General features: G+C 42.1%; 25 protein-coding genes, 1 pseudogene and 1 riboswitch. Of the genes and pseudogenes, 7 read left to right on the forward strand and 19 right to left on the reverse strand.

What is annotated here, in order from left to right; all coding sequences use genetic code 11:
- Nucleotides 1-249: 249 nt before the first annotated feature.
- A pseudogene (locus tag NYE23_RS21795) lies at nucleotides 250-471 on the forward strand (NifU family protein); the annotation flags it as partial.
- A 43-nt stretch (nucleotides 472-514) separates the two neighbouring features.
- Here NYE23_RS21795 and thrB read toward each other — a convergent pair.
- The 5 genes from thrB to yutH all read right to left on the reverse strand — a co-directional run bounded on the left by thrB (nucleotide 515) and on the right by yutH (nucleotide 6,052).
- Nucleotides 515-1,450, reverse strand: a complete 936-nt coding sequence (gene thrB / locus NYE23_RS21800; RefSeq protein ID WP_341081044.1) for a homoserine kinase — start codon at nucleotides 1,448-1,450, stop codon at nucleotides 515-517.
- Nucleotides 1,447-2,508: a threonine synthase gene (gene thrC, locus NYE23_RS21805; RefSeq protein WP_341081046.1), complete on the reverse strand. Its 1,062-nt coding sequence runs from the start codon at nucleotides 2,506-2,508 to the stop codon at nucleotides 1,447-1,449. Before thrC ends, thrB begins: the two co-directional genes overlap by 4 nt.
- Complete coding sequence (locus NYE23_RS21810) at nucleotides 2,505-3,803, reverse strand: homoserine dehydrogenase (protein ID WP_341081048.1); 1,299 nt, start codon at nucleotides 3,801-3,803, stop codon at nucleotides 2,505-2,507. Before NYE23_RS21810 ends, thrC begins: the two co-directional genes overlap by 4 nt.
- A gap of 206 nt (nucleotides 3,804-4,009) precedes the next feature.
- Entirely contained in the window at nucleotides 4,010-4,972 is a 963-nt protein-coding gene (locus NYE23_RS21815) for a 2-hydroxyacid dehydrogenase (protein WP_341081051.1), read from the reverse strand.
- Between the two features lie 72 nt (nucleotides 4,973-5,044).
- A complete protein-coding gene (gene yutH / locus NYE23_RS21820) occupies nucleotides 5,045-6,052 on the reverse strand; it encodes a spore coat putative kinase YutH (protein ID WP_341081054.1) in 1,008 nt (335 codons plus the stop codon).
- 257 nt (nucleotides 6,053-6,309) lie between these two features.
- On the opposite strand from yutH, the gene NYE23_RS21825 reads away from it, so the two are divergent.
- Nucleotides 6,310-6,813 carry a phosphatidylglycerophosphatase A family protein gene (locus tag NYE23_RS21825; protein ID WP_035331967.1) on the forward strand — a complete coding sequence of 168 codons (504 nt, stop codon included), beginning with the start codon at nucleotides 6,310-6,312 and terminating at the stop codon, nucleotides 6,811-6,813.
- A 32-nt stretch (nucleotides 6,814-6,845) separates the two neighbouring features.
- Here the strand turns inward: NYE23_RS21825 and NYE23_RS21830 are convergent, their stop codons facing one another.
- The 3 genes from NYE23_RS21830 to NYE23_RS21840 all read right to left on the reverse strand — a co-directional run bounded on the left by NYE23_RS21830 (nucleotide 6,846) and on the right by NYE23_RS21840 (nucleotide 8,926).
- Entirely contained in the window at nucleotides 6,846-7,613 is a 768-nt protein-coding gene (locus NYE23_RS21830; protein WP_341081058.1) for a TIGR01457 family HAD-type hydrolase, read from the reverse strand.
- 176 nt (nucleotides 7,614-7,789) lie between these two features.
- Nucleotides 7,790-8,416, reverse strand: coding sequence for a helix-turn-helix transcriptional regulator (locus tag NYE23_RS21835; RefSeq protein WP_341081060.1), 627 nt, complete (start codon nucleotides 8,414-8,416; stop codon nucleotides 7,790-7,792).
- Between the two features lie 69 nt (nucleotides 8,417-8,485).
- Nucleotides 8,486-8,926: a DUF86 domain-containing protein gene (locus NYE23_RS21840; protein WP_076258790.1), complete on the reverse strand. Its 441-nt coding sequence runs from the start codon at nucleotides 8,924-8,926 to the stop codon at nucleotides 8,486-8,488.
- Nucleotides 8,927-9,155: 229 nt separating this feature from the next.
- Here NYE23_RS21840 and NYE23_RS21845 point away from each other — a divergent pair, with 229 nt between their 5' ends.
- Together NYE23_RS21845 and NYE23_RS21850 are read left to right on the forward strand one after the other, a co-directional pair.
- Entirely contained in the window at nucleotides 9,156-9,422 is a 267-nt protein-coding gene (locus tag NYE23_RS21845) for a DUF3055 domain-containing protein (RefSeq protein ID WP_035331963.1), read from the forward strand.
- A 102-nt stretch (nucleotides 9,423-9,524) separates the two neighbouring features.
- Nucleotides 9,525-9,812 carry a hypothetical protein gene (locus tag NYE23_RS21850; RefSeq protein ID WP_035331961.1) on the forward strand — a complete coding sequence of 96 codons (288 nt, stop codon included), beginning with the start codon at nucleotides 9,525-9,527 and terminating at the stop codon, nucleotides 9,810-9,812.
- Between the two features lie 43 nt (nucleotides 9,813-9,855).
- Here NYE23_RS21850 and NYE23_RS21855 read toward each other — a convergent pair whose 3' ends face one another.
- Nucleotides 9,856-10,131, reverse strand: coding sequence for a YutD family protein (locus NYE23_RS21855; RefSeq protein WP_035331959.1), 276 nt, complete (start codon nucleotides 10,129-10,131; stop codon nucleotides 9,856-9,858).
- A gap of 167 nt (nucleotides 10,132-10,298) precedes the next feature.
- Between NYE23_RS21855 and NYE23_RS21860 the strand changes: the two genes are divergently transcribed.
- Nucleotides 10,299-10,985, forward strand: a complete 687-nt coding sequence (locus NYE23_RS21860) for a YhcN/YlaJ family sporulation lipoprotein (protein ID WP_341081062.1) — start codon at nucleotides 10,299-10,301, stop codon at nucleotides 10,983-10,985.
- 72 nt (nucleotides 10,986-11,057) lie between these two features.
- Here the strand turns inward: NYE23_RS21860 and lipA are convergent, their stop codons facing one another.
- Entirely contained in the window at nucleotides 11,058-11,975 is a 918-nt protein-coding gene (lipA, locus tag NYE23_RS21865) for a lipoyl synthase (RefSeq protein WP_048011989.1), read from the reverse strand.
- Between the two features lie 315 nt (nucleotides 11,976-12,290).
- On the opposite strand from lipA, the gene NYE23_RS21870 reads away from it, so the two are divergent.
- On the forward strand, nucleotides 12,291-13,283 hold the full coding sequence (locus tag NYE23_RS21870; protein WP_341081063.1) for a M23 family metallopeptidase: 993 nt from the start codon (nucleotides 12,291-12,293) through the stop codon (nucleotides 13,281-13,283).
- A gap of 38 nt (nucleotides 13,284-13,321) precedes the next feature.
- Here the strand turns inward: NYE23_RS21870 and NYE23_RS21875 are convergent, their stop codons facing one another.
- Nucleotides 13,322-13,429, reverse strand: a complete 108-nt coding sequence (locus tag NYE23_RS21875) for a methionine/alanine import family NSS transporter small subunit (protein ID WP_341081065.1) — start codon at nucleotides 13,427-13,429, stop codon at nucleotides 13,322-13,324.
- Entirely contained in the window at nucleotides 13,429-14,946 is a 1,518-nt protein-coding gene (locus NYE23_RS21880) for a sodium-dependent transporter (protein WP_341081067.1), read from the reverse strand. Before NYE23_RS21880 ends, NYE23_RS21875 begins: the two co-directional genes overlap by 1 nt.
- 465 nt (nucleotides 14,947-15,411) lie before the next feature.
- On the opposite strand from NYE23_RS21880, the gene NYE23_RS21885 reads away from it, so the two are divergent.
- A complete protein-coding gene (locus tag NYE23_RS21885) occupies nucleotides 15,412-16,278 on the forward strand; it encodes a YsnF/AvaK domain-containing protein (protein WP_341081070.1) in 867 nt (288 codons plus the stop codon).
- A gap of 94 nt (nucleotides 16,279-16,372) precedes the next feature.
- On the opposite strand, the gene NYE23_RS21890 is transcribed toward NYE23_RS21885, so the two are convergent.
- The 7 genes from NYE23_RS21890 to NYE23_RS21920 form a co-directional block, all read right to left on the reverse strand.
- Nucleotides 16,373-17,950, reverse strand: a complete 1,578-nt coding sequence (locus NYE23_RS21890) for a Na+/H+ antiporter NhaC family protein (RefSeq protein WP_341081072.1) — start codon at nucleotides 17,948-17,950, stop codon at nucleotides 16,373-16,375.
- 159 nt (nucleotides 17,951-18,109) lie between these two features.
- A riboswitch (Lysine riboswitch) is annotated at nucleotides 18,110-18,316 on the reverse strand.
- A gap of 65 nt (nucleotides 18,317-18,381) precedes the next feature.
- Nucleotides 18,382-19,128 (reverse strand): sporulation protein YunB, encoded by a 747-nt coding sequence (gene yunB / locus NYE23_RS21895; RefSeq protein ID WP_341081073.1) that lies wholly within the window; start codon nucleotides 19,126-19,128, stop codon nucleotides 18,382-18,384.
- A 71-nt stretch (nucleotides 19,129-19,199) separates the two neighbouring features.
- Nucleotides 19,200-20,294 carry an HD-GYP domain-containing protein gene (locus NYE23_RS21900; protein ID WP_341081074.1) on the reverse strand — a complete coding sequence of 365 codons (1,095 nt, stop codon included), beginning with the start codon at nucleotides 20,292-20,294 and terminating at the stop codon, nucleotides 19,200-19,202.
- A 222-nt stretch (nucleotides 20,295-20,516) separates the two neighbouring features.
- Nucleotides 20,517-20,819 carry a YunC family protein gene (locus tag NYE23_RS21905; RefSeq protein WP_341081076.1) on the reverse strand — a complete coding sequence of 101 codons (303 nt, stop codon included), beginning with the start codon at nucleotides 20,817-20,819 and terminating at the stop codon, nucleotides 20,517-20,519.
- Between the two features lie 81 nt (nucleotides 20,820-20,900).
- Nucleotides 20,901-21,746 carry a DUF72 domain-containing protein gene (locus NYE23_RS21910; protein ID WP_341081077.1) on the reverse strand — a complete coding sequence of 282 codons (846 nt, stop codon included), beginning with the start codon at nucleotides 21,744-21,746 and terminating at the stop codon, nucleotides 20,901-20,903.
- A 369-nt stretch (nucleotides 21,747-22,115) separates the two neighbouring features.
- On the reverse strand, nucleotides 22,116-23,294 hold the full coding sequence (locus NYE23_RS21915) for a Ger(x)C family spore germination protein (protein WP_341081078.1): 1,179 nt from the start codon (nucleotides 23,292-23,294) through the stop codon (nucleotides 22,116-22,118).
- Entirely contained in the window at nucleotides 23,281-24,378 is a 1,098-nt protein-coding gene (locus NYE23_RS21920) for a GerAB/ArcD/ProY family transporter (protein WP_341081080.1), read from the reverse strand. Before NYE23_RS21920 ends, NYE23_RS21915 begins: the two co-directional genes overlap by 14 nt.
- Between the last annotated feature and the right edge of the window lie 6 nt (nucleotides 24,379-24,384).

The raw sequence follows: 24,384 nt of genomic DNA on the forward strand, positions 1-24,384 counted from the left end.
CAGTGGGGGGGCTTTATCCCCCACTGATTGTTAGTTGAACCAATCGGGCCTTTACGGGCAGTTTGACCCCCACTTATCCTCCTTTGATTCCGCTGAGTCTTGAAGTGGGGATCTTACTGCCCGTTAGACTGCGATAAAAATATTCTCCTAATGAGTGGAAATTACGTTCTTGGAATAGATTTTTAAGACTGATTTGATTATAATAAATGTATGGAAAGGAGTCGATTTCACATGGCAGAACAAACAACTATGACTGAACAAGTTCAGGAAGTATTAGATAAATTGCGCCCATTCCTTCTTCGCGATGGCGGGGACTGTGAATTGGTGGATGTTGAAGATGGCATCGTTAAATTACGCCTTCTTGGTGCATGCGGCAGCTGCCCAAGTTCAACGATTACGTTGAAAGCCGGTATTGAGCGCGCTCTTTTGGAAGAAGTACCTGGTGTAGTCGAAGTAGAACAAGTATTTTAATTTTTCCTTTGCAAAAAGCGATGTCTGGATGACATCGCTTTTTTTATATTGTATGGCCTGCCTCCAGCTTAGCTAAGCTTTTTTTAAAAATCGTGCAGCCTTCCTGATCAATTTTCAGAGGAAGGATTTCCATGTCCGGGAGCAGCCTCTGAAGCCCTTCTGCCACTGCGGGCCCACATCCTGTCTCAGCCAGGCAGAGAACCGCCGGCCCTGCACCGCTTAAGGCAACTCCGAATGCTCCGAGCTCTGGTGCTGCTTTTTCAATGACATCCAAATGCGGAACCATTTTCTTCCGGTAAGGATGATGGAATAAGTCTCCACTCATCATCTTGCCTGCAAGAGAGAAATTTCCGCTAAGCAAGGCTGCTACCATGACATTTCCGACTGCGCCTGCCTGGACAGCTTCCCTAAAGGACCATTCTGAAGGCAGAACGCCTCTGGATTCCTTTGTGAGGAGTTCGTTTTTCGGGACCACTGCTATAACATCAAATTCTATAGTTTTAATACTTTGAACAGATACCTCTTCCTCTGACAGGCAGCCAATAACGAGGCCTCCAAGAAGGGAGGCACCTGCGTTATCAGGATGGCCCTCCATTCTTGATGACAGTTCAAGCTTCTCGTACTGTGTCAGCTGAAGCCCGCAAAATACATCTGCCAATTCGATCCCTGCTACAATGGCTGCAGCGCTTGACCCAAGTCCCCGTGTGAGAGGGATATCGCTCGAAATGCGGGCCTTGCATCCCTGAAGCTCTCTACCATACTTCTTCGCGGTATCCATTGCAACTTGAAAAATAAAATTGGATTCGTCAGAAGGGTAGATGCTTAGCGGCTCTGATAAAGGAATCATTTCAAACTTATCTGCCTTTTCGGCTTCAAGCGTCAAATATAAATTTAAGGCAAGGCCAATCGAGTCGAAGCCTGGCCCGAGATTTGCCGTGCTGCCGGGTACTTTGATGACAACCATTTCACCTTCGCTCATATATGAACGGCTCCCTTGATATGGTCCGCAACTGCTTTTTCATCATTTGGCAGTAAAACTGGCTTAACAGGGCTGCATTCAATGGCTGTATTAGGATCCTTCAGTCCGTTCCCAGTCAGGATAGCCACCACTTTTGTTTTATGAGGAATCTCCCCATTGCGCAGCTGTTTATATACCCCCGCAAGTGAAGCACATGAAGCCGGCTCAGCGAAAATCCCTTCAGAAGAAGCTAGTTTACGGTACATGCAAAGAATCTCTTCATCGCTGACTTCATCAATTTTCCCATTTGATTCCGACAAGGCAGCATTGGCTAAATGCCAGCTCGCAGGATTTCCGATTCTGATGGCTGTTGCAATTGTTTCAGGACTTTCAAACACACGGTTATGGACAATAGCCGCTGCTCCTTCTGCCTGTACTCCGTGCATTCTTGGAAGACCTGTACCTCTTTCTTCGTTGTATTCTTTAAACCCTTTCCAATAGGCAGAAATATTGCCGGCATTGCCCACTGGCAAAGCAAGGATATCCGGAGCGCTTCCAAGCTGGTCGCAGATTTCAAAGGCCGCTGTCTTCTGTCCCTCAAGACGATATGGATTAACCGAGTTTACGAGAGTAAAAGGTTCTGTTTCGCTAATTTTCCGTACCATTGCAAGCGCTTGGTCAAAATTACCTTCAATTGATACTACTTCCGCTCCATACATAACAGCTTGTGCAAGCTTCCCCATGGCGATTTTCCCTTCAGGGATGACAACCACACATCTCATGCCGGCCCTTGCTGCATATGCAGCCGCAGCTGCAGAGGTATTGCCGGTGGAGGCACAGATGATGGCATCGCTTCCTTCTTCTTTCGCCTTTGCAACAGCCATAACCATGCCTCTGTCTTTAAATGACCCTGTGGGATTTGCTCCTTCCGTTTTCACATAGAGATCAATGCCCCAGTCCCTTGAGAGCTTATCCAGCCTGATCAGGGGGGTATTGCCCTCATTTAAAGTAAGCATTGGTGTATTTTCACTAACTGGCAAATAGTCTTTATATGTTCTTATGAGTCCTTCCCATCTCATACTCTGGCGCTCCCTTCCACACGATACGAACTTTTGATTGATTGAACTGCCGGCAAATCTCTTAAACTTACTAAAATATCCTCATAATCCTGAAGGGATGCCTGGTGGGTAACCAGCACAATCTCAGCAAGCCCTTTTTCCTTTAAAGGAAGCTGCAGGATTTTCTCAAAACTGACATGATGCTCTGAAAAAATGGATGTGATGTTGGCAAATGTCCCTACTTCATCTTTTACATGCAATCTTAAGAAATACTTCGAATAAATTTCATGTGCATCTTTTAATTTCTTATCATATTGAGGAACTGCTGCGCTTTTTCCATTGACGCCAAGACGCATATTTTTCATTACCCCAACAAGATCCGATACCACAGCTGTAGCTGTAGGCAGACTGCCAGCTCCAGGTCCGTAGAACATCGTTTCCCCTACCGCTTCACCGTAAACATATACTGCATTGTATTCATCCTGAACCGATGCAAGAGGATGAGACTCGGACAGCAAAGTTGGCTGGACACTTACTTCCACCTTTTCCCCCTCCCGATGGGCAATCCCGATCAGCTTCATGATGTACCCAAGCTGCTTGCCGTACTGCAGGTCTTCTTCTGTAATATCTGTAATGCCTTTAACCTTTACATCATCAAGGTCAATATTCATGGAAAAACCCAGTGTAGACAGGATCGCCATTTTCCTTGCTGCATCGAGGCCCTCCACATCTGCAGTCGGGTCACTTTCCGCATATCCCAGCTCCTGAGCTTCTTTCAGAACGTCCTCATAAGCGCTCCCATTCTTGCTCATTTTTGTCAAAATAAAGTTTGTTGTCCCATTCACAATTCCCATCATTTTTGTAATTCTATCAGACGCCAAACCATCTACCAGCCCTCTTAAAATGGGAATACCTCCGGCAACACTTGCCTCATAAAAGAGATCACATCCGTTTTGAGCAGCAGCAGCCAGCAATTCAGGACCGTAAACCGCCATCAGATCCTTATTTGCCGTCACCACATGCTTGCCATTATCCAAAGCTTTCTTTAAATGGTTTCGGGTTTCTTCTATGCCGCCCATTACTTCAATCACTACATCTATATCAGCATCATTTAAAATGTCTTCAGGATTAAGCGTCAGCAAACTCCTGTCCACTTTAACGGCTCTGTCTTTATTTACATCTTTAACAAGAACTTTCTTTACAACAACCGGACAGCCGACCTGGTGCATAAGCTTATCCTGATGTTTCTCAATGATTTGCACGACACCCGATCCAACTGTTCCTAATCCTAATAAACCAATTGAGATTGATTCCACGCTAGCTCCCCCTTAAAGTGTTCACTATGTAAGTACATTTGTATTTGTATAGTAGACATTATAGGGGGCGAGCGGGATTTTTACAATAGGCAATTTTCCGAAAATATCAGATGGAAGCGCTTAACATACTGTTATATTGCGCTTCAATTTTTTTAAAAATTTTTATCTATCAATAAAGGCACCCTTCTTGGGTGCCTTCATCACTTCTATTTGACCGGTGTCTTCGGATTCTTTTCTGAAAGGACAAGATCAATGTTTTCCACACACAGCTCCATCATACTATAGCGCGTTTCTATGCTTGCACTTCCGATATGGGGCATGGCCACCACATTCTTCAGCTCCAACAGCGGATGTTCGGCGCCGATTGGCTCTTCCGCAAAAACATCCAATCCTGCTGCCGCAATTTCACCTGCCTTCAGTGCTTCATATAAATCATGTTCATTTACGACCGGCCCTCTGGAGGCATTCACAAAAACAGCATGGTTTTTCATCTTCCGGAAGGCATTTCGGTTAAATAGATTCCTTGTTTCTTCTGTTAATGGCGTCAGACAGACAACAAAATCTGACCGTTCGAGCAGCTCATCAAAGCTTACATATCGAGCTCCCAGTTCCTGTTCTGCATCCGGCTTCCTCGAGCGATTATGATATAAAATTTCCATATCAAATCCTGAGGCGCGCTTTGCCACTGTTTTTCCGATATTCCCCATCCCAATAATCCCTATTGTTTTATGATGCACATCCTGGCCTGCCAAAAGGAGCGGGCTCCAGCTCTTCCAATCGCCTTTCTTCACAAACTCCGCAGCCTCCACCATTCTGCGGGCAGCAGCAAGCACAAGTGCAAATGTCAGGTCGGCGGTTGAATCATTTAATACCCCTGGTGTATTGGTAACTGTAATTCCAAGCCTCTTTGCAGTTTCAACGTCCACATTATCATAGCCGACAGCCATATTGGCAACGATCTTCAGTTTCTCTCCCGCTTTTAGAACTTCCTCATTAACCGGCTCTGACAGCATGGTCAGAAGGGCATCTGCCTTTCCAGCTTCTTGCAGGAATACATCATAAGGTACCGGCATATCTTCCCGATCCCACATTTCAACAATGTATTTTTCTTTTAAACTGGCGATAACATCTTCTGGCAGCTTCCTGCTGATAAATACATATGGTTTCATTGAAATATCCCCTTTTCACATTCTCAGCTTACTGTTCCTTTCGCCAAGAAAGAGGGATTTCCCTGCCATTTTTCAGCTCTTGATCCAATTCACCAGAGGAATCCTAAGTTTTTTGATCGGAACTTCGGCAAATTCGAAGAACCCTCCCAGAAAACGCTCATGGTCATCAGACTGCCAGAGATACTTCTGCAGGCGCTCCTGAAGCACCAGCTTCTGCTGTTCAGAATCGGCGCCATAATAGTTTTCGATTGTTTCAAAATAATGGAGGGGAAACAAAAGACGGGCGTAGTATAACCGCCATGAAAAAGAGGATAATCCTCCTATACTTTGATATTCCGATAAAAATTGGCGGAGTTCTGGCTGATACGTTTTGATATTACGAAAGTATTTTTCCCTTGTCCATTCCGCCAAATCTCTGGACGAGTGATCAAATACCCAGTCAAATGGATTTTTCATATAATAACTGTCACCCCAGGTGGCAGATGTCAGTCTAACATGACAAACGGTTCCGCTGTCTGCCATTCCGGGTTCATCATCTAGCTCTGTATCCACAAGATACTGTATTGAGTTTTCAGCCAGCCCCATATAATATGGAAAAGACTCTAAAAACATTCTTTCAAAATCATTTTCGGGTTTCTGGAAAAGCATTTCATTCCATACCTTTTCCATTTGGTCAAGCCGCTGTTCCCAAAGCTGTTTCCATTGCCCGATTCTGCTCGTTTTTTTCACAGGGAAAGAAATGCTCCTGCCTCTGTAATGGAACTTTGCCAGCTTTCGGCCAAACTGATTCTGCTTCCTGCTCAAGGTATGCCGATTAACTAAAATGCAAAAGCGGCTATCATTCCAGTCAATGGACTGCTTGCCTTCCTTCGTTTTCAAAAAAGTGCTTATATTTCTATCTCCGTTATTAGACAGGTGTTCTGCCATTTGGTCCAGTTCATCAAGTTCTTCTTCATCTGTATGCCCCGCAGGCACAAGCAAATAAAGATGCCCCTGCTTTCGGCACGCGTCATATTTTCCGATTCTGATTGTATCTTCCGCTTCTATGCCAAATTGTTCTTTCAAAAGCTTTCTAAACATTAAACCACCTCATTATAAAGAGATCCTTAAGGTATGTATATGAAAGAAGACTTTAAAACTTGTTGTTTTCTTGGATAAGACTGTGTACCATGGATATGATATAGAAAATGAAATTTTTCCGTTTGAGCGGCTGTGGGCATATTTGATAAAAAAAGGGTATATACATAGTGAAAAGAATATAAAAGTGCACTGCACAGGTCCTTTAAAGGCCTGATGTACTTACCGCAATCATCTATTAACCAGAAAAGGTGAAGCCAATGAATGAAGAAAAAAAAGCAGTTAATCTTACCGAGCAGACAGCACGTAAATGGCTACATGAAAGAGGGGTTGAAATACAGGATATAGCTGATTTGGTGTTCTTCCTCCAGGAGAAATATCACCCCGATTTGCAGATGAAGGATTGCATTCATAATGTTGAGCGTGTCTTATCAAAAAGAGAAGTGCAAAACGCCATTTTGACAGGAATTCAGCTTGATATGCTGGCCGAGGAAAAGAAACTCCTGGAGCCGCTGCAATCGATTATCGCTACAGATGAAGGATTATACGGTGCGGATGAAGTGTTGGCCTTATCCATTGTAAACGTATATGGTTCCATCGGATTTACCAATTTCGGGTATATCGATAAATTGAAGCCGGGCATTCTGAAAGATCTGAACGATAAGAGTTCAGGCAGATGCCATACCTTCCTTGATGATATTGTAGGAGCTATTGCTGCTGCCGCTTCGAGCAGACTTGCACATAGTGCTGAAAATGTGGAATAGAAAAAGGATGGAGAGTTTTCTCCATCCTTTTTCTATTTGAAGTCCCAATCCGCTAATGAATCGAGTACAAAGTCCGGCTGTCTCTCATAGCCCTTCAATAATTCTTTCGTTGTTACCCCCGTATGGACAAGCAGGGTATCCATACCGGCATTCATTCCTGCTAAGATATCCGTATCATAGTTATCTCCAACCATCAGTGTTTCTTCCTTGGCGGTTCCCAGCACCTTCAAAGCCTGCTCCATAATAATTGATTCAGGCTTGCCAATAAATACAGGCTGAGTTTGTGTCGAAACAGTGATGACAGAGGTTAGTGACCCATTGCCCGGCAGCAGCCCTCTTTCTGTCGGAATGGCAATGTCTCCGTTTGTGGAAATGAATGTTGCCCCATTCCGGACAGCCAGACAGGCGATGGACAGCTTTTCATAGTTAATCGAACGGTCAATCCCCACCACTACGAAGTCTGCATGCTCCTTTGCAAAGCTTAGTCCTTTTTCAGACAGCGCTTCCCGTATTCCTTCTTCTCCGATTACATAAACAGAAGCATCGTTTTGCTGTTCATATATGTAGCTGGCAGTGGCCATGCTCGTTGTAAAAACCTGGTCTTCTTCAGCAGGAATGCCAAACTTCACAAGCTTATCCGCCACCTGGCCTGGTGTTCTTGAAGAATTATTTGTCACAAACAAATAAGGCAGACCCAGTTCCTGAAGCCTTTTGACAAAGTCGGCAGCCTCACTAATCAGCTCTGTCCCGCGATACATAGTGCCATCTAAATCGATTAAGTATCCTTTATATTTTTTCAAAACAATTCCTCCCATATGATCTATGCCTTGATTAGTATCCCTATAAGTATTGCTATTTAACTTGGCTGTCGCCCATAAAAGCTATCTTAAAGGAGCAAGGTGAATTGTACAATTATTCACGATTACAGGTGATGCAGTTATTCCCGCAAAAAAACTCCTTGAACAGGAGCCCGCGCTTAATCTTGCTCTATTATATAATGACAGCATCCATCACCCGCAGCCATGCAGGATTTGATATTAACTTTATCTGCAGAAAGAAAATCTTTGATAAATTCCTTTTCAGATCTGCAGATTTGTTTAAATTCTTCTGCCGTTTCGATATATGGGCAATTGAATTCTTTGAGATGGACCTGACCTTCCTCTATACGAACTTCCGGCATAAAGCCTTCAAGCAGAAGGAGTTCCTCCAGAATTTGAAGCTTTTCGGAAAAGGATTTCCCCGCTGTCTGAAACTCATACTGCTGTATGAGGCGGCTTTTCCTCCTGGAAAACAACTCAGTAATTAAATGCCCCTGTCCCATGCTTTTTAGTTCTGTTAATAATTCAACACTTAGCTGCTTGTATTTTTTCGGAAACAGATCTTCACCTTTTGACGTTAGCTGATAAAGCTTTGAAGGGCGCCCTTTTGTTTGCCTCTGGATTGAAGATGTAATAAATCCATCCTTTTCAAGGACCTGAATATGCTTTCTGACGGCCATTTCGGATATTCCTAACTTCTGGGCAATTTCCAGAATGGATCGTTTTCCCGCTGTTTTGATTAACCTGAGAATCATATCTCTTGTGGAGTTTTCTCCAATATGCATGACATTCACCGCCCTTCTCTTTATTCAAGACTAATCTGCCCTAGAGAAAAAGATCGGAATTCTCCGACCTTATTGAGGTTTAAATGCAGAAACCGGTCCGAGTTCATTGATCAAATACTCTCGGACCCGGCCTGGAAACTCTTTGATCATGGGGATATGGCTGCTTATCGCTGCTTTTAGCCCCTCATGATTGACATCTGTGTAGTTTTGGACGAGCATTTTACGATATGTAATGAATTGCTTAAAGCTTTCGCTCATTTCTTTGCTGATTACTTTTTCATCGTCAAGAATATCCACGATATCATCGTAGCTGCCTGGATCCCTCATGATAAAACCGTCTATCATCGTATTTCCAGTATCAAGGATTGCTTCGATCATAATTTGGGCAATCCGTTCCAATGCTGCCTTTTCAATAGGGGATGTCCACTCTTTCACTTCTTCAAAAAGGGAGATTTGCTGTTCCAGATAACTGAGTGTGTCTTCAATCTTTTCCCTGTCTACGAAATACATAACGCTTCGTTCCTCCTATGAAGAATTTCAGGCTCCTGGTTAAAGCATCCGCCTGCACCCGTGTCATCCACAGCTACCCGAAATCCTAAAGTTCTCTATACCTCTATATTGTATATAAAGTTTTCAATACCTTCAATGGGGATCACATTGAGTTATTTCAGCTCTGGTGGAATAAACCTTCAGAGGACATGCTATAATCGGTATATAAAACAACTAAGGAGTGTTATATTTGGCAGAACGCTTTTTCTTATATGATGATCTTGAAGATACAAAAACCAGATTTGTCAGCTTTATGGGGGAAAACCAGCGATTTGATTTAGCTATCGTTCGTTCTGATCGCTATTACGGCAAACAATTGGTCCTTGATATTCAGGGAAGCCGCTTTGCCATCATAGGAGAAGATGACTTAAAAGAAGAAGGTTATCTTGAGCATGTATTTCAGCTTTCTGAGGAAGATGCAGAGGACCTTAAATCATTTCTGATGGAAATCGTTTAATATACGATAATAAACAGATAATAAAGGGGAACCTATTTTGGTGGGTTCTCCTTTTTATTCTTTAAAGACCCTGCTTCATATAACTTCTTAAGGAGTGATGGCATGGACGATAAAGAAAGACGCACATACACCGACTTCTCAAATGTGGAAACACAAAGGAATTTCCTGATTCCCGAGGACTTGCCTGAAGGTGCGTATGGCGCTCCGAGAAATGCGGATGAACCGGTAGAGAATAAAAGCACCCCATGGCGAGAGGGCCAGCGTTATTACAGCGCCTTTAACTATGAGTTCAAGTCCCTTCACCAAAACTTGCCGCGGCAAATGCCAGGGGCGCACCCTCCGCATGACGATCCTGATAAAAACGAAGAACCGCCATACACAGAGACTTAAGCAAAGCGCATGCGCAAAAAGGGCCGGGTTTCCCCTGCCCTTTTTAGCTTTTAACTTTTTTCACAACAAAATAGGCACAGCCGAAATTACAGAACTCGTAAAGGTATTCTGTAAGTGTGCTGATTTTTGTATCAAATGAAGCTTTCTGGCTCTGATCATCGAAAAAACCGCGAAGACGCAGCTGTCCATATCCCCAGTCCCCGACAATATAGTCATATCTGGATAAAATTTCGCTATATCTCCCCCGAAATGCTTCTTCATTAAAACCATTCCGTTCTTCCTCGATCAATTCATAACAGATATTATTAATGCAAACCAATTTTTTCACCTCATTTTAAGAGCATAAGTAACAGTATTATATTGGAATTAACATGATATGAAAACAAACCTATAACTTCTCCTATTTAAATTATAACTGATTCCCCATCAATTACTAAGAGAAAAAAATCAGCAGGTGGCAATTCTATAGATGAGGAGGTGTTTATAGTGAAGAAATCACTAATCATTCTTGGCATTAGCGGCATGGCTGCACTGACTGCCTGCCAAAATAATGCTGCAAAAGAAGATATCTATGAAGAAACCGGTCATACCGTAAATGTAAATGACCAGCGTGCTGATTTATACAATAGGGATATGAGCAACGGCAGAAACGGCAGAAACAATACCGGTGAAGACTTTGGATATGTACGCCATCAAAAAAGCCCAATTATGGGAGACAACGTTTCAGCAGACCACTATGCTGCCATTGACCGTGAACAGGTTGCAGATATTATCGGGAAATATTGCACAGAAGTTCCGAATGTGGACGATATTTCAACTCTTGTAACAGATGAAGAAGTCCTGATTGTATATAATACTGACACAAAAAACCGAAATCAGACAGCTGATCAGGTCAAGAAGATGGCTATGTCTGTTGTCCCAAGATGGTATCATGTCTATGTAAGTGATGATACATCTTTAAGGAAAAATGTTGAAAACTATGCAACAGTGGATTCTGATGGACGTAATGCTGAAAATGGCATTAACCAGTTAATCAAACAAATGCTTAAATCTCCTCAAGGAGAAAGAATGAGTGAAAGTGAAAATGAAAACGGTGAAATGCAGGGTGAAAGAAACGATGATATGGATAAAGATGATCTTGGAGAAACAGTCAAAAAGACAGGAAACCGGTAACAGGAAAGTTTCCTCCCCCAGAAAACCACTTCAAAAAAGAGAGTCCAGCGATGGCGCTGGACTCTTTATAATTTATGCTTGCTGAATTTCCTTTTCTCCCATAATCTGCTTTTGTTTAGCTGCCGCATTTACCTGCTCATCAGCATGGTAGGAAGAGCGGACAAGAGGACCTGCTTCACAATGACTGAATCCTTTGCTCATTGCAATGTCCTTCAGCTCCTGGAATTCTTCAGGTGAATAATACTTCAGCACTTTAATATGTTTCTTGGATGGCTGCAGGTACTGCCCTATTGTCATAATGTCAACATCATGAGCACGCAAATCATCCATTACTGCAATGATTTCCTCTTTCGTTTCACCAAGCCCGATCATCAGGCTGGATTTTGTAGGGATATCCGGCTGCATTTCTTTTGCACGCTTTAAAAATTCAAGAGAGCGCTTATATTTCGCACGTGCTCTTACTCTTGGAGTCAGGCGCTCAACAGTTTCGATATTGTGATTAAGGATATCGGGACGGGCATCCATAAGTGTTTTCAGGTTTTCATAAACACCGCCCATGTCGGAAGGCAATACTTCAATGGTAGTGAACGGACTTTTTCTTCTGATGGCACGAACTGTTTCTGCGAAAACAGCTGCACCTCCGTCCTTTAGATCATCTCTTGCTACAGCTGTTACAACAGCATGCTTTAAGTTCATAAGAGCCACGGAATCAGCCACGCGTTCCGGCTCCTGAAGATCCAGTTCAGTCGGCAGGCCCGTTTTGACAGCACAGAAACGGCAGGCACGCGTACAAACATCGCCAAGAATCATAAACGTAGCCGTTCTTCTTACTGCCCAGCATTCATGAATATTGGGGCACTTAGCTTCTTCACATACAGTGTGCAGATTCTTTTCCCTCATCATTTTTTTTAGGCCAGTATAATTTTCATTTGTGTTCAACTTTATTTTCAGCCATTCCGGCTTGCGCAAATACTCTTCTTTCTTGCTCATTTTTCCCACTCCTTAATCTGAAGCTAGACGTAAAGAAAAGCGCAAGCGCCCTTGTCCGCCACTCCCTAACATCGAGGGGGCTACGCTGCTTGAGCTAGACCGTTTTTCTGACTTCAGAATTTATACTTTCTGCCCATTAAAAAAGCCAGTCATACAATTCCGACTAAGCTGATTAGGCTTCACCTGATGCCACTTTATCATAATGAATTGAAGAGGACAAGCCGAAGATTCTGGTATTACCATTAATTGATATTTATTAAATTATCCATTCATCACAAACTATATAAGCAGACCATCACAGAAGGGAGGATTTCCGTGCGGATTTTATTTACCGCTGCTGCGGCCTTATCGTTTTTTCTGATTTCCTTATGTACAGTCAGTGCTCAAGAAAATGCAGCTGATATATACAAACAAAAAATGGCCCTTTATAAAAGAGTTGAGGCTGTTACGAACATTCCCTGGTATTACCTTGCAGGGATTGACCAGTATGAAAGGAATGTCCGGCAGTCAAGAAGGGACATTCCCAAGGCTGAAGGCATTACAGGAATCTATTTCAAACCTGAAGAATGGGCCGGAATTTTGAATCCAGATCCAGCTGATGAAAACCCTGCATCCATTCAATTTTTCAATGGAATAGGATTTGACGGGGACGGGGACGGTAAAGCCAGCTTGAAAAGTGATGAAGATGTTCTTCATTCCTTTGCAAATTTCCTTCTCTCCTATGGTACAGACCATGATAATTTAAAAATTGGATTGTGGAATTATTATAAGCGAGATAAAGCCGTTGGCATTATCATCGGCAAAGCCCAAATTTACAAACAGTTCGGCCGCCTTGATCTTGATGATCACGCCTTCCCTGTCCCCTTGAGGAGCAATTACAGCTACAGAAATACATGGGGTGACGCAAGGGGCTGGGGCGGAAGAAGGATTCATGAGGGAACCGATATTTTTGCTGATTACGGGGTACCCGTCCGGTCTACCTCATATGGAATAGTGGAAATGAAGGGCTGGAACAAATATGGAGGATGGAGAATTGGCATCCGTGACATTAATAACAATTACCATTATTTTGCCCACTTAAGCGGGTTTGCAAAGGATCTCAGAGTCGGCCAAATCGTTGAACCCGGCATGATGATAGGCGGAGTAGGAAGCTCCGGATATGGGCCTCCAGGTACATCAGGCAAATTCCCGCCACATCTCCATTATGGCATCTACAAAGACAACGGCTATACTGAATGGTCCTACGATCCATATCCACACTTAAGATTATGGGAAAGACAGGATCGGATTAAAGCCAGAAGAAAATGAATAAAGGACTGCCCATTAGCCAGGCAGTCCTTCATAAATTATTTAGCTTTTTTTGCTTTAGACACAGCATTCATGATACTTGCTGCAAGGCCGCCCCAGATAATGAGCATCCCAACCACCATCATTGTAATTGCACTTCCAGACATTATTGAGATACCTCCTTATCAGCTGGTATTGTAAGCTTAGACTGTGTATCATTCTTTTTAATAGCCATAAATACAAATCCTAAGATAATGGCTCCAATTGCTACTCCCCATCCGGAATAGAGAAGGAAGCTGGTAGGATACCCTTCATAATTCTCTTTAATATTCGTTATTATGTTTTGAACCATCATATACCCAAGCACGATTGGCGTAATAGCTGTCAAGCATATCTTCCACCAGGAACCAAGTCTTATATCAGAAACAGCATCTGCATGATTCTGGAGATTCTTGAGCTCTTTTAGCACCCAGCCAACAATAACAACCTGTACCAGTCCTGCTAACGCTACACCAAATTGGTTGATAAAGTAATCAGCCGCATCCAGGAAGTATAACCCGCCCTGTGTCGCAAAGAGAATGGAAATTATAGCAGATAAACCGCCGCCAACAAGAACAGCTTTATTACGAGATACATTAAACTTATCCTGTACACCGGCAACAAATGTTTCAACAATTGAAATTAACGATGTTAACCCCGCCAGTGTTAAACAGATAAAGAAGAAAGAACCGAATAAGCCATTTAAAGCAGGGAATTCGTTAATGATCTGGGGGAATACAACGAATGCCAATCCCACACCTGAGGATACAACCTCATTAATGCCTACACCCTGCTGTGCAGCCATAAATCCAAGTGCTGCAAAAACACCGATACCAGCAAGAAGTTCAAAACCGGAGTTTGCAAAGCCGGTAATAAAGGCGCTGTTTGTCAAATCCGTTTTCTTTGGAAGGTAGCTTGAATAGGTTACCATGATGGCAAATCCAATTGATAAACTAAAGAAGATTTGGCCGTAGGCTGCTACCCAGACTTTAGGATCAGCTATCATTTCCCAGTTTGGCTTAAAGAATGCATCCAAACCAGCAATAGCCCCATCAAGTGTCAATGCGCGAACAACAATAATTAAGAATAAAACTACAAGGACAGGAATAAAAATTTTGTTCGCGATTTCGATACCTTTTTTGATCCCTTTAAACAGGATTCCAAGCGTCACAACCCAAACAATAACTAATGGTATAAATACTCCCGGTACAATTCCGCCTACATCTCCAGGCGTTTCTGCAAGCTTTAAATATTCTCCAAAGAGGAATCCGTTTGGATCGTCACCCCATTTAAGGTTAAACGAGAAGCCTGCAAATGACATTGCCCATGCGATGATAACTGCATAATATGTTGAAATTACAAATGAAATGGCGACCTGCCACCAGCCCAGCCATTCGTATTTCTTACTTAATCTTGCATAAGACAATGGTGCTGATCCGCGATACTTATGGCCAATTGTAAATTCCATGATCAAAAGCGGTATACCTGCTGTCAGCAAGGCAAACAAATATGGAAAAAAGAATGCTCCCCCTCCATTTTCATAAGCAACTGCCGGGAAACGCCAAATGTTTCCTAGACCAATTGCAGAACCCACAGCTGCCATAATAAACCCAGCCCTGGATCCCCACTGCGGACGATTATCCATAGTAAATCTTACCCCCTGTAGATATCCCCAATTAAAAAGAACAATGGGAACTTTTTATATTTTCAGATAATTAAATCTAACTAAGCCTAGTATAGCTATTTTTTGATATTCTGTCAAAACATTATTTTCCTAATAGTAATATTTTTCGAAATACTTGGTTTTAGCACAATACCAGAGTAAAGCGTCTATGAAAATTAATATATTCCTATTTTAATTTCCATTTGGATTCCCCCCGACAAGGAGTTATTTTACCAAAAATGACTAAGTATTTCCTTGTCCTCACCCCCTTTGTAAAATTTATTCCTGAAACTTAAAAACTTTCTTTATTTGTTCAGATAATTCAAAATAATATTGTGCATTTGCCAAAATTAACCTCGTTTGTCCTTAGTGGCCCCGGGAATATAACCAATGTGCTTAAAAGTTTTCAAATATAGCATAAATGAAATCCAGAGGAGGTTTTTACAAATGGATACCAATATTATCGGAGTTTATAACTCACAAAGAGAAGCAGTAAATGCCATTCAAGAACTGCAAAATGACGGATACCCTGTTCAGGAACTTTCGATCATTGCGCATACTGAACATCTGGATACATCTCTTGAAAATAAAACCGGTGTTCATACAGAGACCTTCGAGACTAAAAATAGAGACAGCAGTGAAAGTGCAGGTTTCTTGAATAGTCTGGCATCCTGGTTTGATGATGACCGTATGAGCAGCGAATCTGCAGGTGAAAAGTTCAGCCAACTGGGCATGTCAGATGATGAAGCCCGCAAGTATGAAACGTATGTGAACGAAGGGAAAATCATTTTATACAGTGAAAAAATGGATACCGCAACTGGCTTTACCAATGCCGGGACTGCCGAAGCTAAAGCGAATAGCACTTACACAGACGGATATGATGAGCTAAGAAATTCAGTTGCAGATGATGAGCAATCATTAAAACTGCGGGAAGAACAGCTCGATGTGTCAAAAGAACGTGTACAATCTGGAGAAGTTGAAATCCAGAAGGATGTAGTGGAAGAACAAAAAACTATAAATGTACCTGTCGAGCATGAAGAAGTATATGTAGAAAGAAGAAAAGTGGATGATGCGGCTGATGTAAGCTCCTCACCTATATCGGAAGATGAAACAATCAGGATTCCAATTACTGAAGAGCGTGTGGAAGTCTCCAAAAAACCCGTTGTCACCGAAGAGATTGTCGTAGGCAAACGGGAAGTTCAGGAAACGCAGCAGGTCAAAGAAAATCTCAAGAAAGAAGAAGTGCATTTTGAGGGCGGCAGTGAACATATTACTGAAGATGAAGACTTAAATAGAAAAAATAATAACCTATAAATAAAAGGGTTCCCTCGAAGGGAACCTTTTCATTTATGATGGACAGCACCAAAAAAGGCCTTCTCTCAAAGAGAAAGGCCTTTTTCTATAGTTTTTAACTTGCTCTGTTTTCCTGCCATGCTTCTTTTTTGCCGCGGCCAAGGAAAGCAAATCCCGCTACAAGAACAGCCACTGTAAGTAATGCGATGACAGTGCTGCCGGTAAATCCGATGACCAGATATCCAACAGCAGCGATTCCTGCTGAAATCAATGCATATGGAAGCTGAGTCATCACATGGTCCATATGGTTACAGCCTGCACCTGTTGAAGAAAGAATCGTTGTGTCAGAAATCGGTGAACAATGGTCGCCGAATACCGCACCTGCAAGGACAGCAGACATAGCCGGCAATAACAGTGAAATATCTGTTGCAGCGGCAATGTCTCCAGCAATCGGAAGCAGGATTCCGAAAGATCCCCATGAGGTTCCAGTACTGAAAGCCATAATTCCCGCTATGGCGAAAAGTAAAAACGGAAGCCATGACGTGCTCATATTTGAGCTTTCTACAAGACCTGCTAAATACTTTCCAGTTTCCAGACGGCCGATCAAATCAACAATCGCCCAGGCAAACAGCAAGATATAAACAGCTGGAAGCATGGATTTAATACCTTCCCATACTCCTTTTCCAAAAACATTTGGGTTAACCCCTTTCAAAGAGAATGCCTGACGGAAGAATAAACCTAACGAAACCAATAGACCCACCAGGCCACCAAGGATTAGGGATTTGGAGACATCTGTGTTCTCAAATATTTGTAAAACAGTCGCATTTCCTTCTACCGCCTGTGACCCCGTCCAAAACATTGAGCCCACTGTACCAATGACAAGAGCAATAATAGGCCAGACAAGATCGCCGACAGATCCTTTTGAACTTGTTGGAAGGTCGTCCTTCAGTTCACCAGGTGCAGGCTTCTCCGGATCCATTACAAGCCCCTCTTCAACTGCCCGCTTCTCATGCACTTTCATTGGCCCAATCTCTACGCCTCTTAACGCCACGATAAATACAATAGCAAGTGTAGCCCAAACATAAAGATTCATTGGAATCATTTGAATAAATGCTGAGAAAGCGGAATACTCGGTAACATTGTGGGCAGCAAGAATGGTCCCAATCAGCGCAATAATGTACGCACCCCAACTTGAGACCGGTGAAACGACACAAACAGGGGCTGAAGTCGAATCAATCAGATAAGCCAGTTTCGCACGTGATACGCGCTGGCGATCTGTAATCGGACGTGAAATCTGACCGACTGCCAGAGCATTGAAATAGTCGTCAATGAAAATGATAATACCTAAAACAGCTCCGACAATCTGTGCGCCTGCACGGGTCTTGACCCGCTTCATCGCCCATTCTCCAAAAGCGCGGCTTCCGCCTGAGATAGATATAAATGCAGTAATAACTCCTAATACAAGCAAGAATAGAATGATATATACATTCCAGGTGTTCAGCTCTCCGTCTGAAACAAAAATTCCTTTTACAGCATCCCAAATGATGCTGAAAGTTTCTGTGATGCTGAATTCGGCCAGCAATAGTGCGGCTGTTACGATCCCAACTCCCAGTGACAGCAATACGCGCCTGGTCAGGATAACCATAGCGATTGCTACCAAAGGCGGCAGCAGGGAGAAAATCGTGTTAGTCATTTCTTGTCCTCCTCTTGTTTTTTTGGATCACCGCCATGCGGCATGTCCGTTTTGCAATCAGGGGAAACAACAAGGATGATGACGAAAACCAAAATAAAAAAAGAGTAACGATAGAGAAAAATCTATCATTACTCTTTTGAAGTAATTAGTTTCTCCATCACGATCTGTAGCTCCCCATTATGAAGGCTTTGACAAAGTATATTCATACTTTCCCCTCATAATGACAGTGTTACTCCTATTCGAAGTAACCCCAGCAAGATTAGTTCTGACTCACTAATCATGCTTCGGCAACATTCCCTTTCGGCTGCGGTCGTCGTTGTCATCCTCACACAGCGTACTTTTGAATCCTGCACCTCTACCCCATCGGATATGATAAGGTTTTTATGAAATTATAGTAGAATTTTATCAAAATACTAACCTATTGGCAAGTGTTATTGGCCCGCCGGTATTTCTATTGATGGCGAGGTGCCCCCTCCGCCATTGTAAAATTGCGGGACCTTTCCCGGGTAAATGCCATAAGCCGCCAGCACATCCTCCTGTACTGTGATAATTTTAGTGGCAAAAGGAATGATAATTTGAACCTGCACATCCAGGCGGACCAGCACCTTCACTTCCACATTATTTATGCCGTGATCCTTTGTTTCAGTTATAAAATTGGAGGTAACGGAACCGACTGCATTAAACTTCACCGGTATACGGGGACCCAAGTTACCGAGGAGGGCATTATTGGTTGCCTGGCCAAGCGGCACGTAATAGACAATTCCATTTGAGTGCTGCATTTCCTCCGTATTGATTTCCACGTCTGTAAAGGACTCTAATGCATCCAAATCCCCCTTTTCCGCTTTCTTAATATTATCCTGAACCAGTTCGGTTACTTCCGCTTTGACTCTGTTCAGCTTTTCCACGTTTATGCTGACAACACCGCTCTCGCTTGCTTCAAACATATCTTCCAAATCCATCACATTGGTAATTTTTTTATTAATCGCATTGTTTATCACCAATGATGCGATTTTCCTTGTCTGTGAATCGGCATAGCTCATGAGTGTTGGCTTAAGCCCTTCATTGATAATCCAGAGGCCGGCAGCTGTTGAGATAACGAAAAATATAAAGGTCAAAAGAAATACATAGCGAAATGGAAGAGGACCTTTCCGGGGCAGCCGGCCGCGAAATTTTGCCAAAACAAATCCCCCCTTTACAAGCTATATGTATGCTGTAAAGGAGGGAACTAGGCTCAAAAATCCAAAATAGTTTATTGTTGTACTAAAGTCGTATCACAGCCTGTAATAACAGAATTCAATTCAAGCCCTAAATCTGCTTCATATGGCTCCACATTCCTGCCCTTTTCTTCAAGTATGCGGATGACTGGCCTGTCGCTAAGACCCGCGTTCTGCCGGCAGACAACACCTTTTCTTCCGTCATTCAGCTCGACTGTAACACCAACTGGATACACGGCAACCGCCTGCCGGAAAACTTCAATGACTTTCTTATCAAATAATTTTCCAGCCCCTGCATACAGAACTTCCAGGCCTTCATGAGGAAGCATAGCCTGTCTGTAAATGCGATTGGATGTTACTGCGTCAAACACATCTGCAATCGCAATTATCTTGCCAAAATTATGAATCTCGTCCCCCTGGAGGCCGCGCGGATAGCCTGAACCATTCAATCGCTCATGATGCTGAAAGGCACAATGTGCAACAAGGAGAGGGATTGTCTCTACTTTTCTTAATATATTAAATCCATCTTCCGGATGCTTCTTAATTGATTTAAATTCTTCTGCTGTCAATTTACCCGGTTTCAAAAGAATATCTGCCGGCACCTTCATCTTTCCGACATCATGAAGAATTGCACCCAGCCCCAGGATTTCAAGTTCCTTTGGCAGGAGCTGCAGCTTCATCCCGATTGCCAGTGAATAAAGAGTCACATTCAGGGAGTGGGTGAAAATATAGTGATCATATGTATAAACGTCTGATAGGATCGTAAGCAGCTCTTTATTTCCCCTAATTTCACTGATTAGCTGACGTATCAGCGCTGAGAGCCGCTTTGAGGCATTCTCAATTATCAGAGAGCCTGATAACTCTTTATTTGCTTGTACTTCCTTCAGAACGGTTTCAATGGTTTCGATAGCCTGTTTGCGCATTTTGGGAGTCAGAGGGTCCTTATATTGGATATCCTCAGTGCGCACATCCTTGATATACACATAGGTAATACCCATTTCCTGCAGTTTATATATTAATTTATCAGCCAGCTCCACACCTTCATGCAAAAGGACCTGACCCTTGTCATTGTATATAGCTTTGGCCAAAACACTGCCAGTCTCAATTGTATTGGTTGCTGCTAATCTCATATGTATCTCCCATATCCTTTTTTCGGTGCTACTTTATAGTTCGGGCATTATTTGGTTATATTTACATTATACGACAAATTTCCCGGCTTGAGAGTGAGTTTATGATATATTTTGAGATTGAAAGATTTATGTGAGGATAACCCGCTTTTACTTGCGGATAAAATAATTTATGTGCAAAGCGGCTCATGCATAAAAAAAAGACAAGCCCATTCAGGCATGCCTTTAGATCATTTTGAGAAGTGCTTCTTTTCCGATCGTTCCTTTAACAATGCCCAGCTCCTCGGCCTCATAAGTGACAGATTCAAGCGGGGCATTTAACAGCTGATCTATCGTTTTTACACCGACAGCCCTGCCGGCAATTACTTTGCGGTCCTTAAGCTTCTCATTCAGCAAAGCGACATCCAGGGCTCCGCACATGATATACCCTCTATCATTCGTTACCACCAGCAGATTGGTCTTTGGCAGCTGCACCGAAACACTCAAAAAAGTGTGGCCATCTATATCAATCGGTTTCAAATCAATCATACCTGCACCCACTCCTTTCCTTTTCCCTTACACAATATGTATGGACAGGGAAAAGGGTGAACGTGACAGGCACCCCCGGTTTTAGAATAAATCAAGCTGTCTTGGAGCAAGCTGCTGATATTCAATATCCAGCATTTCGATCATTTGTTTAGCGTTGTCTGCCGCGTCACCGCCGGAGTTGTTGTTGAAGACGACGAATACATTTTTACATTTTTTCTCAAGCAATTTCAGGTGTTCTGCCCATTCTGCCAGTTCTTTTTCGTTATAGCGGTAAAGATAGCGGACCTCCCGCCAGTTGTCCGCATTCTTTCTCTGCCAGCCGTGAAAGTTTCGGCCATGAAACCGAACAAGAACCTTATCAGGACTGGTTGTTTCCAGGACCATTGGAATAGAGCCCTCACCGGCTTGCGGCTCGTCACAGATGGTGTGAAACCAGTCTTCCTCTTTCATAAAGCTTAATGTGCTTTCCCTGAACTCCGGACGAAACCATGATTGATGCCTGAACTCCAGGGCACATGGGATATCCCCCATCTGCTCCTTGCACCAGCGGAGGTAATCGACATTGGCTTTTTTGCAGTCAAACCATGGCGGAAATTGAAACAGTACCATAGCCAGTTTGCCGGATTCGATATAAGGCTCCAATGAATCTTTAAACGCTTCAAACATTCCTTCTTTGCTTTCAAAAGGGATTTCGCCTCTTTGATGACCTGTCATGCCCTGGTAGGCTTTTACTATGAATTGAAAAGATTCAGGCGTGTCCTTTACCCATTTGGAAGAGTTACGCTTTGGCTGCACCGCATAAAAAGCAGAGTCCACCTCCACAGTAGGGAAATGGCCCGCATATTCTTTTAGCTTATCTCTAGGTGAAACATTGCCCGTATATAGGCTATCATGGTCGCCCCAGCCTGTTACGCCGATGATAATCATTGAAACACCTCCGTTTTTTTACTCTACTTTTCTTTTAACGGAAAATTTTGTACTGAAACTCTATATGATTATAATTTATTAAAAGTTTCAATTTCCAAGATTTTTAATCCAGTTTACCATAGGATTTTTTAAACTTCCTTTAAAATAATAAACAATTGATCGCTAAGCATTGATTTTATTGAACTCCAAGTTCTTGCCATATATAAAACAAGACGCCTTCTCCTTAACTCTAAGAAAGCGTCCTATGGCTGTGAAGTATCCTTATTTTGTTACTCCTCTGATTTTACCCTATATTGGGAAGTTGCTACTTATATAAATTAAAGGGGCGAGTATAAGCTAGTTGAAGGTTTTGCTCCTTTTGCACTTTTATTATTTCGATTTATTCATTTTTCTGGCTTGAGTCTGGAATTGTTTAATGTTAACCTTCACGTTAATATTAATTGAAGCTTCAGGAAACCGTTCCTCCCAATTGCCCTTTACTTTTTTCCACACTTTCGGTTGATTGATTCGTAAACTCTCTCCAAATCCAGCGACATCTACTTTTAATTCTTTTTGAGTCTTGGTTAAACCTGCTTCCATTAATCGCATAAATTCTTTTTCAACTGTTTTTTCTGCATCTCGAATAAACTTCTCATTAAAAGCATCACTGTTTGGTATCCAATCTTCAGATAATCGGCCTTCAGTATTAATGTTTACTGTATACGAAATATCCCCTCCATTTACCTGAGGCCTAATTGAACTTTTCAGCTGATCAATTTCATATGTAATGATTTTGCCCGTTTCTTTATCGACTCCTGTTACGGCACCTGCTTTCGCTTCACCTGTAATACAATTAATGCCCAAGGTTTCGTCTTCATTAAGCTCCCCAATCATTTTCTGTGTAATCCCTTTAATAACTGCTGCTCCAATGATTTGAACTCCACCATTAAATTTTTGTACTTTCTGAACCAAAAAACTTGAACTGGCCGACATTTTTTCCGAGAAATCGCCTAAGGATAATTTTGGGGGCATTTTTGATGTTTTCGTTTTCATATTTTCAGTTATAGACAATAGCTTTAAAGCAGGTACTGGATCCTTTGTTCCTTTTATGCTTAATATTTCGCTTGCTTTTTCCTCTGATATCAATACATGAACTGTCCGTCTTATTTCATGGTCGCGAAAGAAAAAATTCAATAATTGGAGCAAATTAATGGATTGTGCTGCTTCCTTACTAATTACCAATACTTTTAAATGGGCATAATTCGGACTGCGACTTGTAGCCGTGGAAGCTTCACGGCCCGCTTCAAATAAAGAGGATTCCTCAATTGTTAAGTTTTGAAATGGCTCTGCTTGACTGCCGCCGCCTCCATTCTCTCCAGCCAATACTTTAGGTACAACAGATTGAATTGTAAATTCAGGAGTTATGCGTTTTGTTGAATGTTCTTGATAATCCACTCCGACACCAACAGCCAGACCTATATCTTCAATATCAACGCGATCCCAACACCCTCCCATAAAAAGGATCGAGATGCAGCAGCATATCAAGATGCTTTTTTTAATTCTTCGCATTTCGTTTCCTCCTTATGAAGGCAATTATTAAAAAAAGGACGGGGATAATTACTGTAATTATGATGGCAAAGTTGCCAATATAGTCAGCTAATTTAAAAACTCCATTTATATCTTCCGGATACATCGCACATAGATAAATGAATGGTATAAGACCATACACAAAAGGTTTATACGCTTTCTTAAAAACTTGACTCAAACCTAAACTAGCAAAATAAAAATTCATTATAAAGGATGTAAACGTTGTAATCACCCAAAGAATGATAAAAAAGCTTTCAAATCTTTCTAAAAGGAGGAATTTCATTTCAATTGATTTGACCAGTTCGATCGTTGGCCATGTTAACTGCCTTACCTCATTTACGGTTAATGAGCCAATAACAGCTATTACGATCAAGATATACAAAAATAACGGGATAAATATTCCCACGGCTGCAGCTTTCATAGCTTGTTGTGGACGTTGCATATATGCGATTAAAATAAGAAAACTTTCAATTCCAGCAAGAGATAAAGTTGTTGGCTTAATCCCGTTGACAACTGGCTTAAATCCTTCACCCAAGACAGGGCGAAGGTTATTTAGATCAACATTTGTTACACTAAGACCCAGCATAAAAAAAATAAATACCAAAACAACCGGAAAGTAAATTTGAAGCAATTTTACAATAGGATATATGCCGCTGATCACGATATACACGCCTACTGCGATATAAACGATAATCACTGCTTCTATCGGAGTTTTATCCAGCAAATAAGCGCGAAGCACTTCAGCCATTGATCGTGCCTGATATCCACTAACTAATATAAAATACATAATAATAAATAGATTAAAAACAAGACCTGCCCATTTGCCAACCAATATAGGACTAAATTGATAAATCGTCATTCCTTTGAATCGAAGGCATAACTTAGTTATAAAAAAAGCAACAACAAATGTGATTCCGCCACTAAAAAGCATACTGATCCAAATATCAGGCGTTTGAACTTCCTCTGCACTTACGCGGGGTAATGTTACAATCCCCACACCAATGATTGTCATTACTAAAGCGACTGTAGCCTGTGTAGGTGTAATTTTTTCGTTTGAACCATTCACTATGAT

Source organism: Cytobacillus sp. FSL H8-0458 (genome assembly GCF_038002165.1).
Taxonomy (GTDB): Bacteria; Bacillota; Bacilli; order Bacillales; family Cytobacillaceae; genus Cytobacillus.

Coding starts and splice junctions, on each gene's coding strand:
- NYE23_RS21875 (WP_341081065.1), bottom strand. CDS start 13,429: ATGTCTGGAAGTGCAATTACAATGATGGTGGTTGGGATGCTCATTATC.
- NYE23_RS21900 (WP_341081074.1), bottom strand. CDS start 20,294: ATGAGATTAGCAGCAACCAATACAATTGAGACTGGCAGTGTTTTGGCC.
- NYE23_RS21905 (WP_341081076.1), bottom strand. CDS start 20,819: ATGATTGATTTGAAACCGATTGATATAGATGGCCACACTTTTTTGAGT.
- lipA (WP_048011989.1), bottom strand. CDS start 11,975: ATGAGCAAGAAAGAAGAGTATTTGCGCAAGCCGGAATGGCTGAAAATA.
- NYE23_RS21910 (WP_341081077.1), bottom strand. CDS start 21,746: ATGATTATCATCGGCGTAACAGGCTGGGGCGACCATGATAGCCTATAT.
- yutH (WP_341081054.1), bottom strand. CDS start 6,052: ATGTTTAGAAAGCTTTTGAAAGAACAATTTGGCATAGAAGCGGAAGAT.
- NYE23_RS21885 (WP_341081070.1), top strand. CDS start 15,412: ATGGATACCAATATTATCGGAGTTTATAACTCACAAAGAGAAGCAGTA.
- NYE23_RS21815 (WP_341081051.1), bottom strand. CDS start 4,972: ATGAAACCATATGTATTTATCAGCAGGAAGCTGCCAGAAGATGTTATC.
- NYE23_RS21890 (WP_341081072.1), bottom strand. CDS start 17,950: ATGACTAACACGATTTTCTCCCTGCTGCCGCCTTTGGTAGCAATCGCT.
- NYE23_RS21915 (WP_341081078.1), bottom strand. CDS start 23,294: ATGCGAAGAATTAAAAAAAGCATCTTGATATGCTGCTGCATCTCGATC.
- NYE23_RS21880 (WP_341081067.1), bottom strand. CDS start 14,946: ATGGATAATCGTCCGCAGTGGGGATCCAGGGCTGGGTTTATTATGGCA.
- thrC (WP_341081046.1), bottom strand. CDS start 2,508: ATGAGATGGGAAGGACTCATAAGAACATATAAAGACTATTTGCCAGTT.
- NYE23_RS21835 (WP_341081060.1), bottom strand. CDS start 8,416: ATGCATATTGGAGAAAACTCCACAAGAGATATGATTCTCAGGTTAATC.
- thrB (WP_341081044.1), bottom strand. CDS start 1,450: ATGAGCGAAGGTGAAATGGTTGTCATCAAAGTACCCGGCAGCACGGCA.
- NYE23_RS21850 (WP_035331961.1), top strand. CDS start 9,525: ATGGACGATAAAGAAAGACGCACATACACCGACTTCTCAAATGTGGAA.
- NYE23_RS21825 (WP_035331967.1), top strand. CDS start 6,310: ATGAATGAAGAAAAAAAAGCAGTTAATCTTACCGAGCAGACAGCACGT.
- NYE23_RS21840 (WP_076258790.1), bottom strand. CDS start 8,926: ATGTATTTCGTAGACAGGGAAAAGATTGAAGACACACTCAGTTATCTG.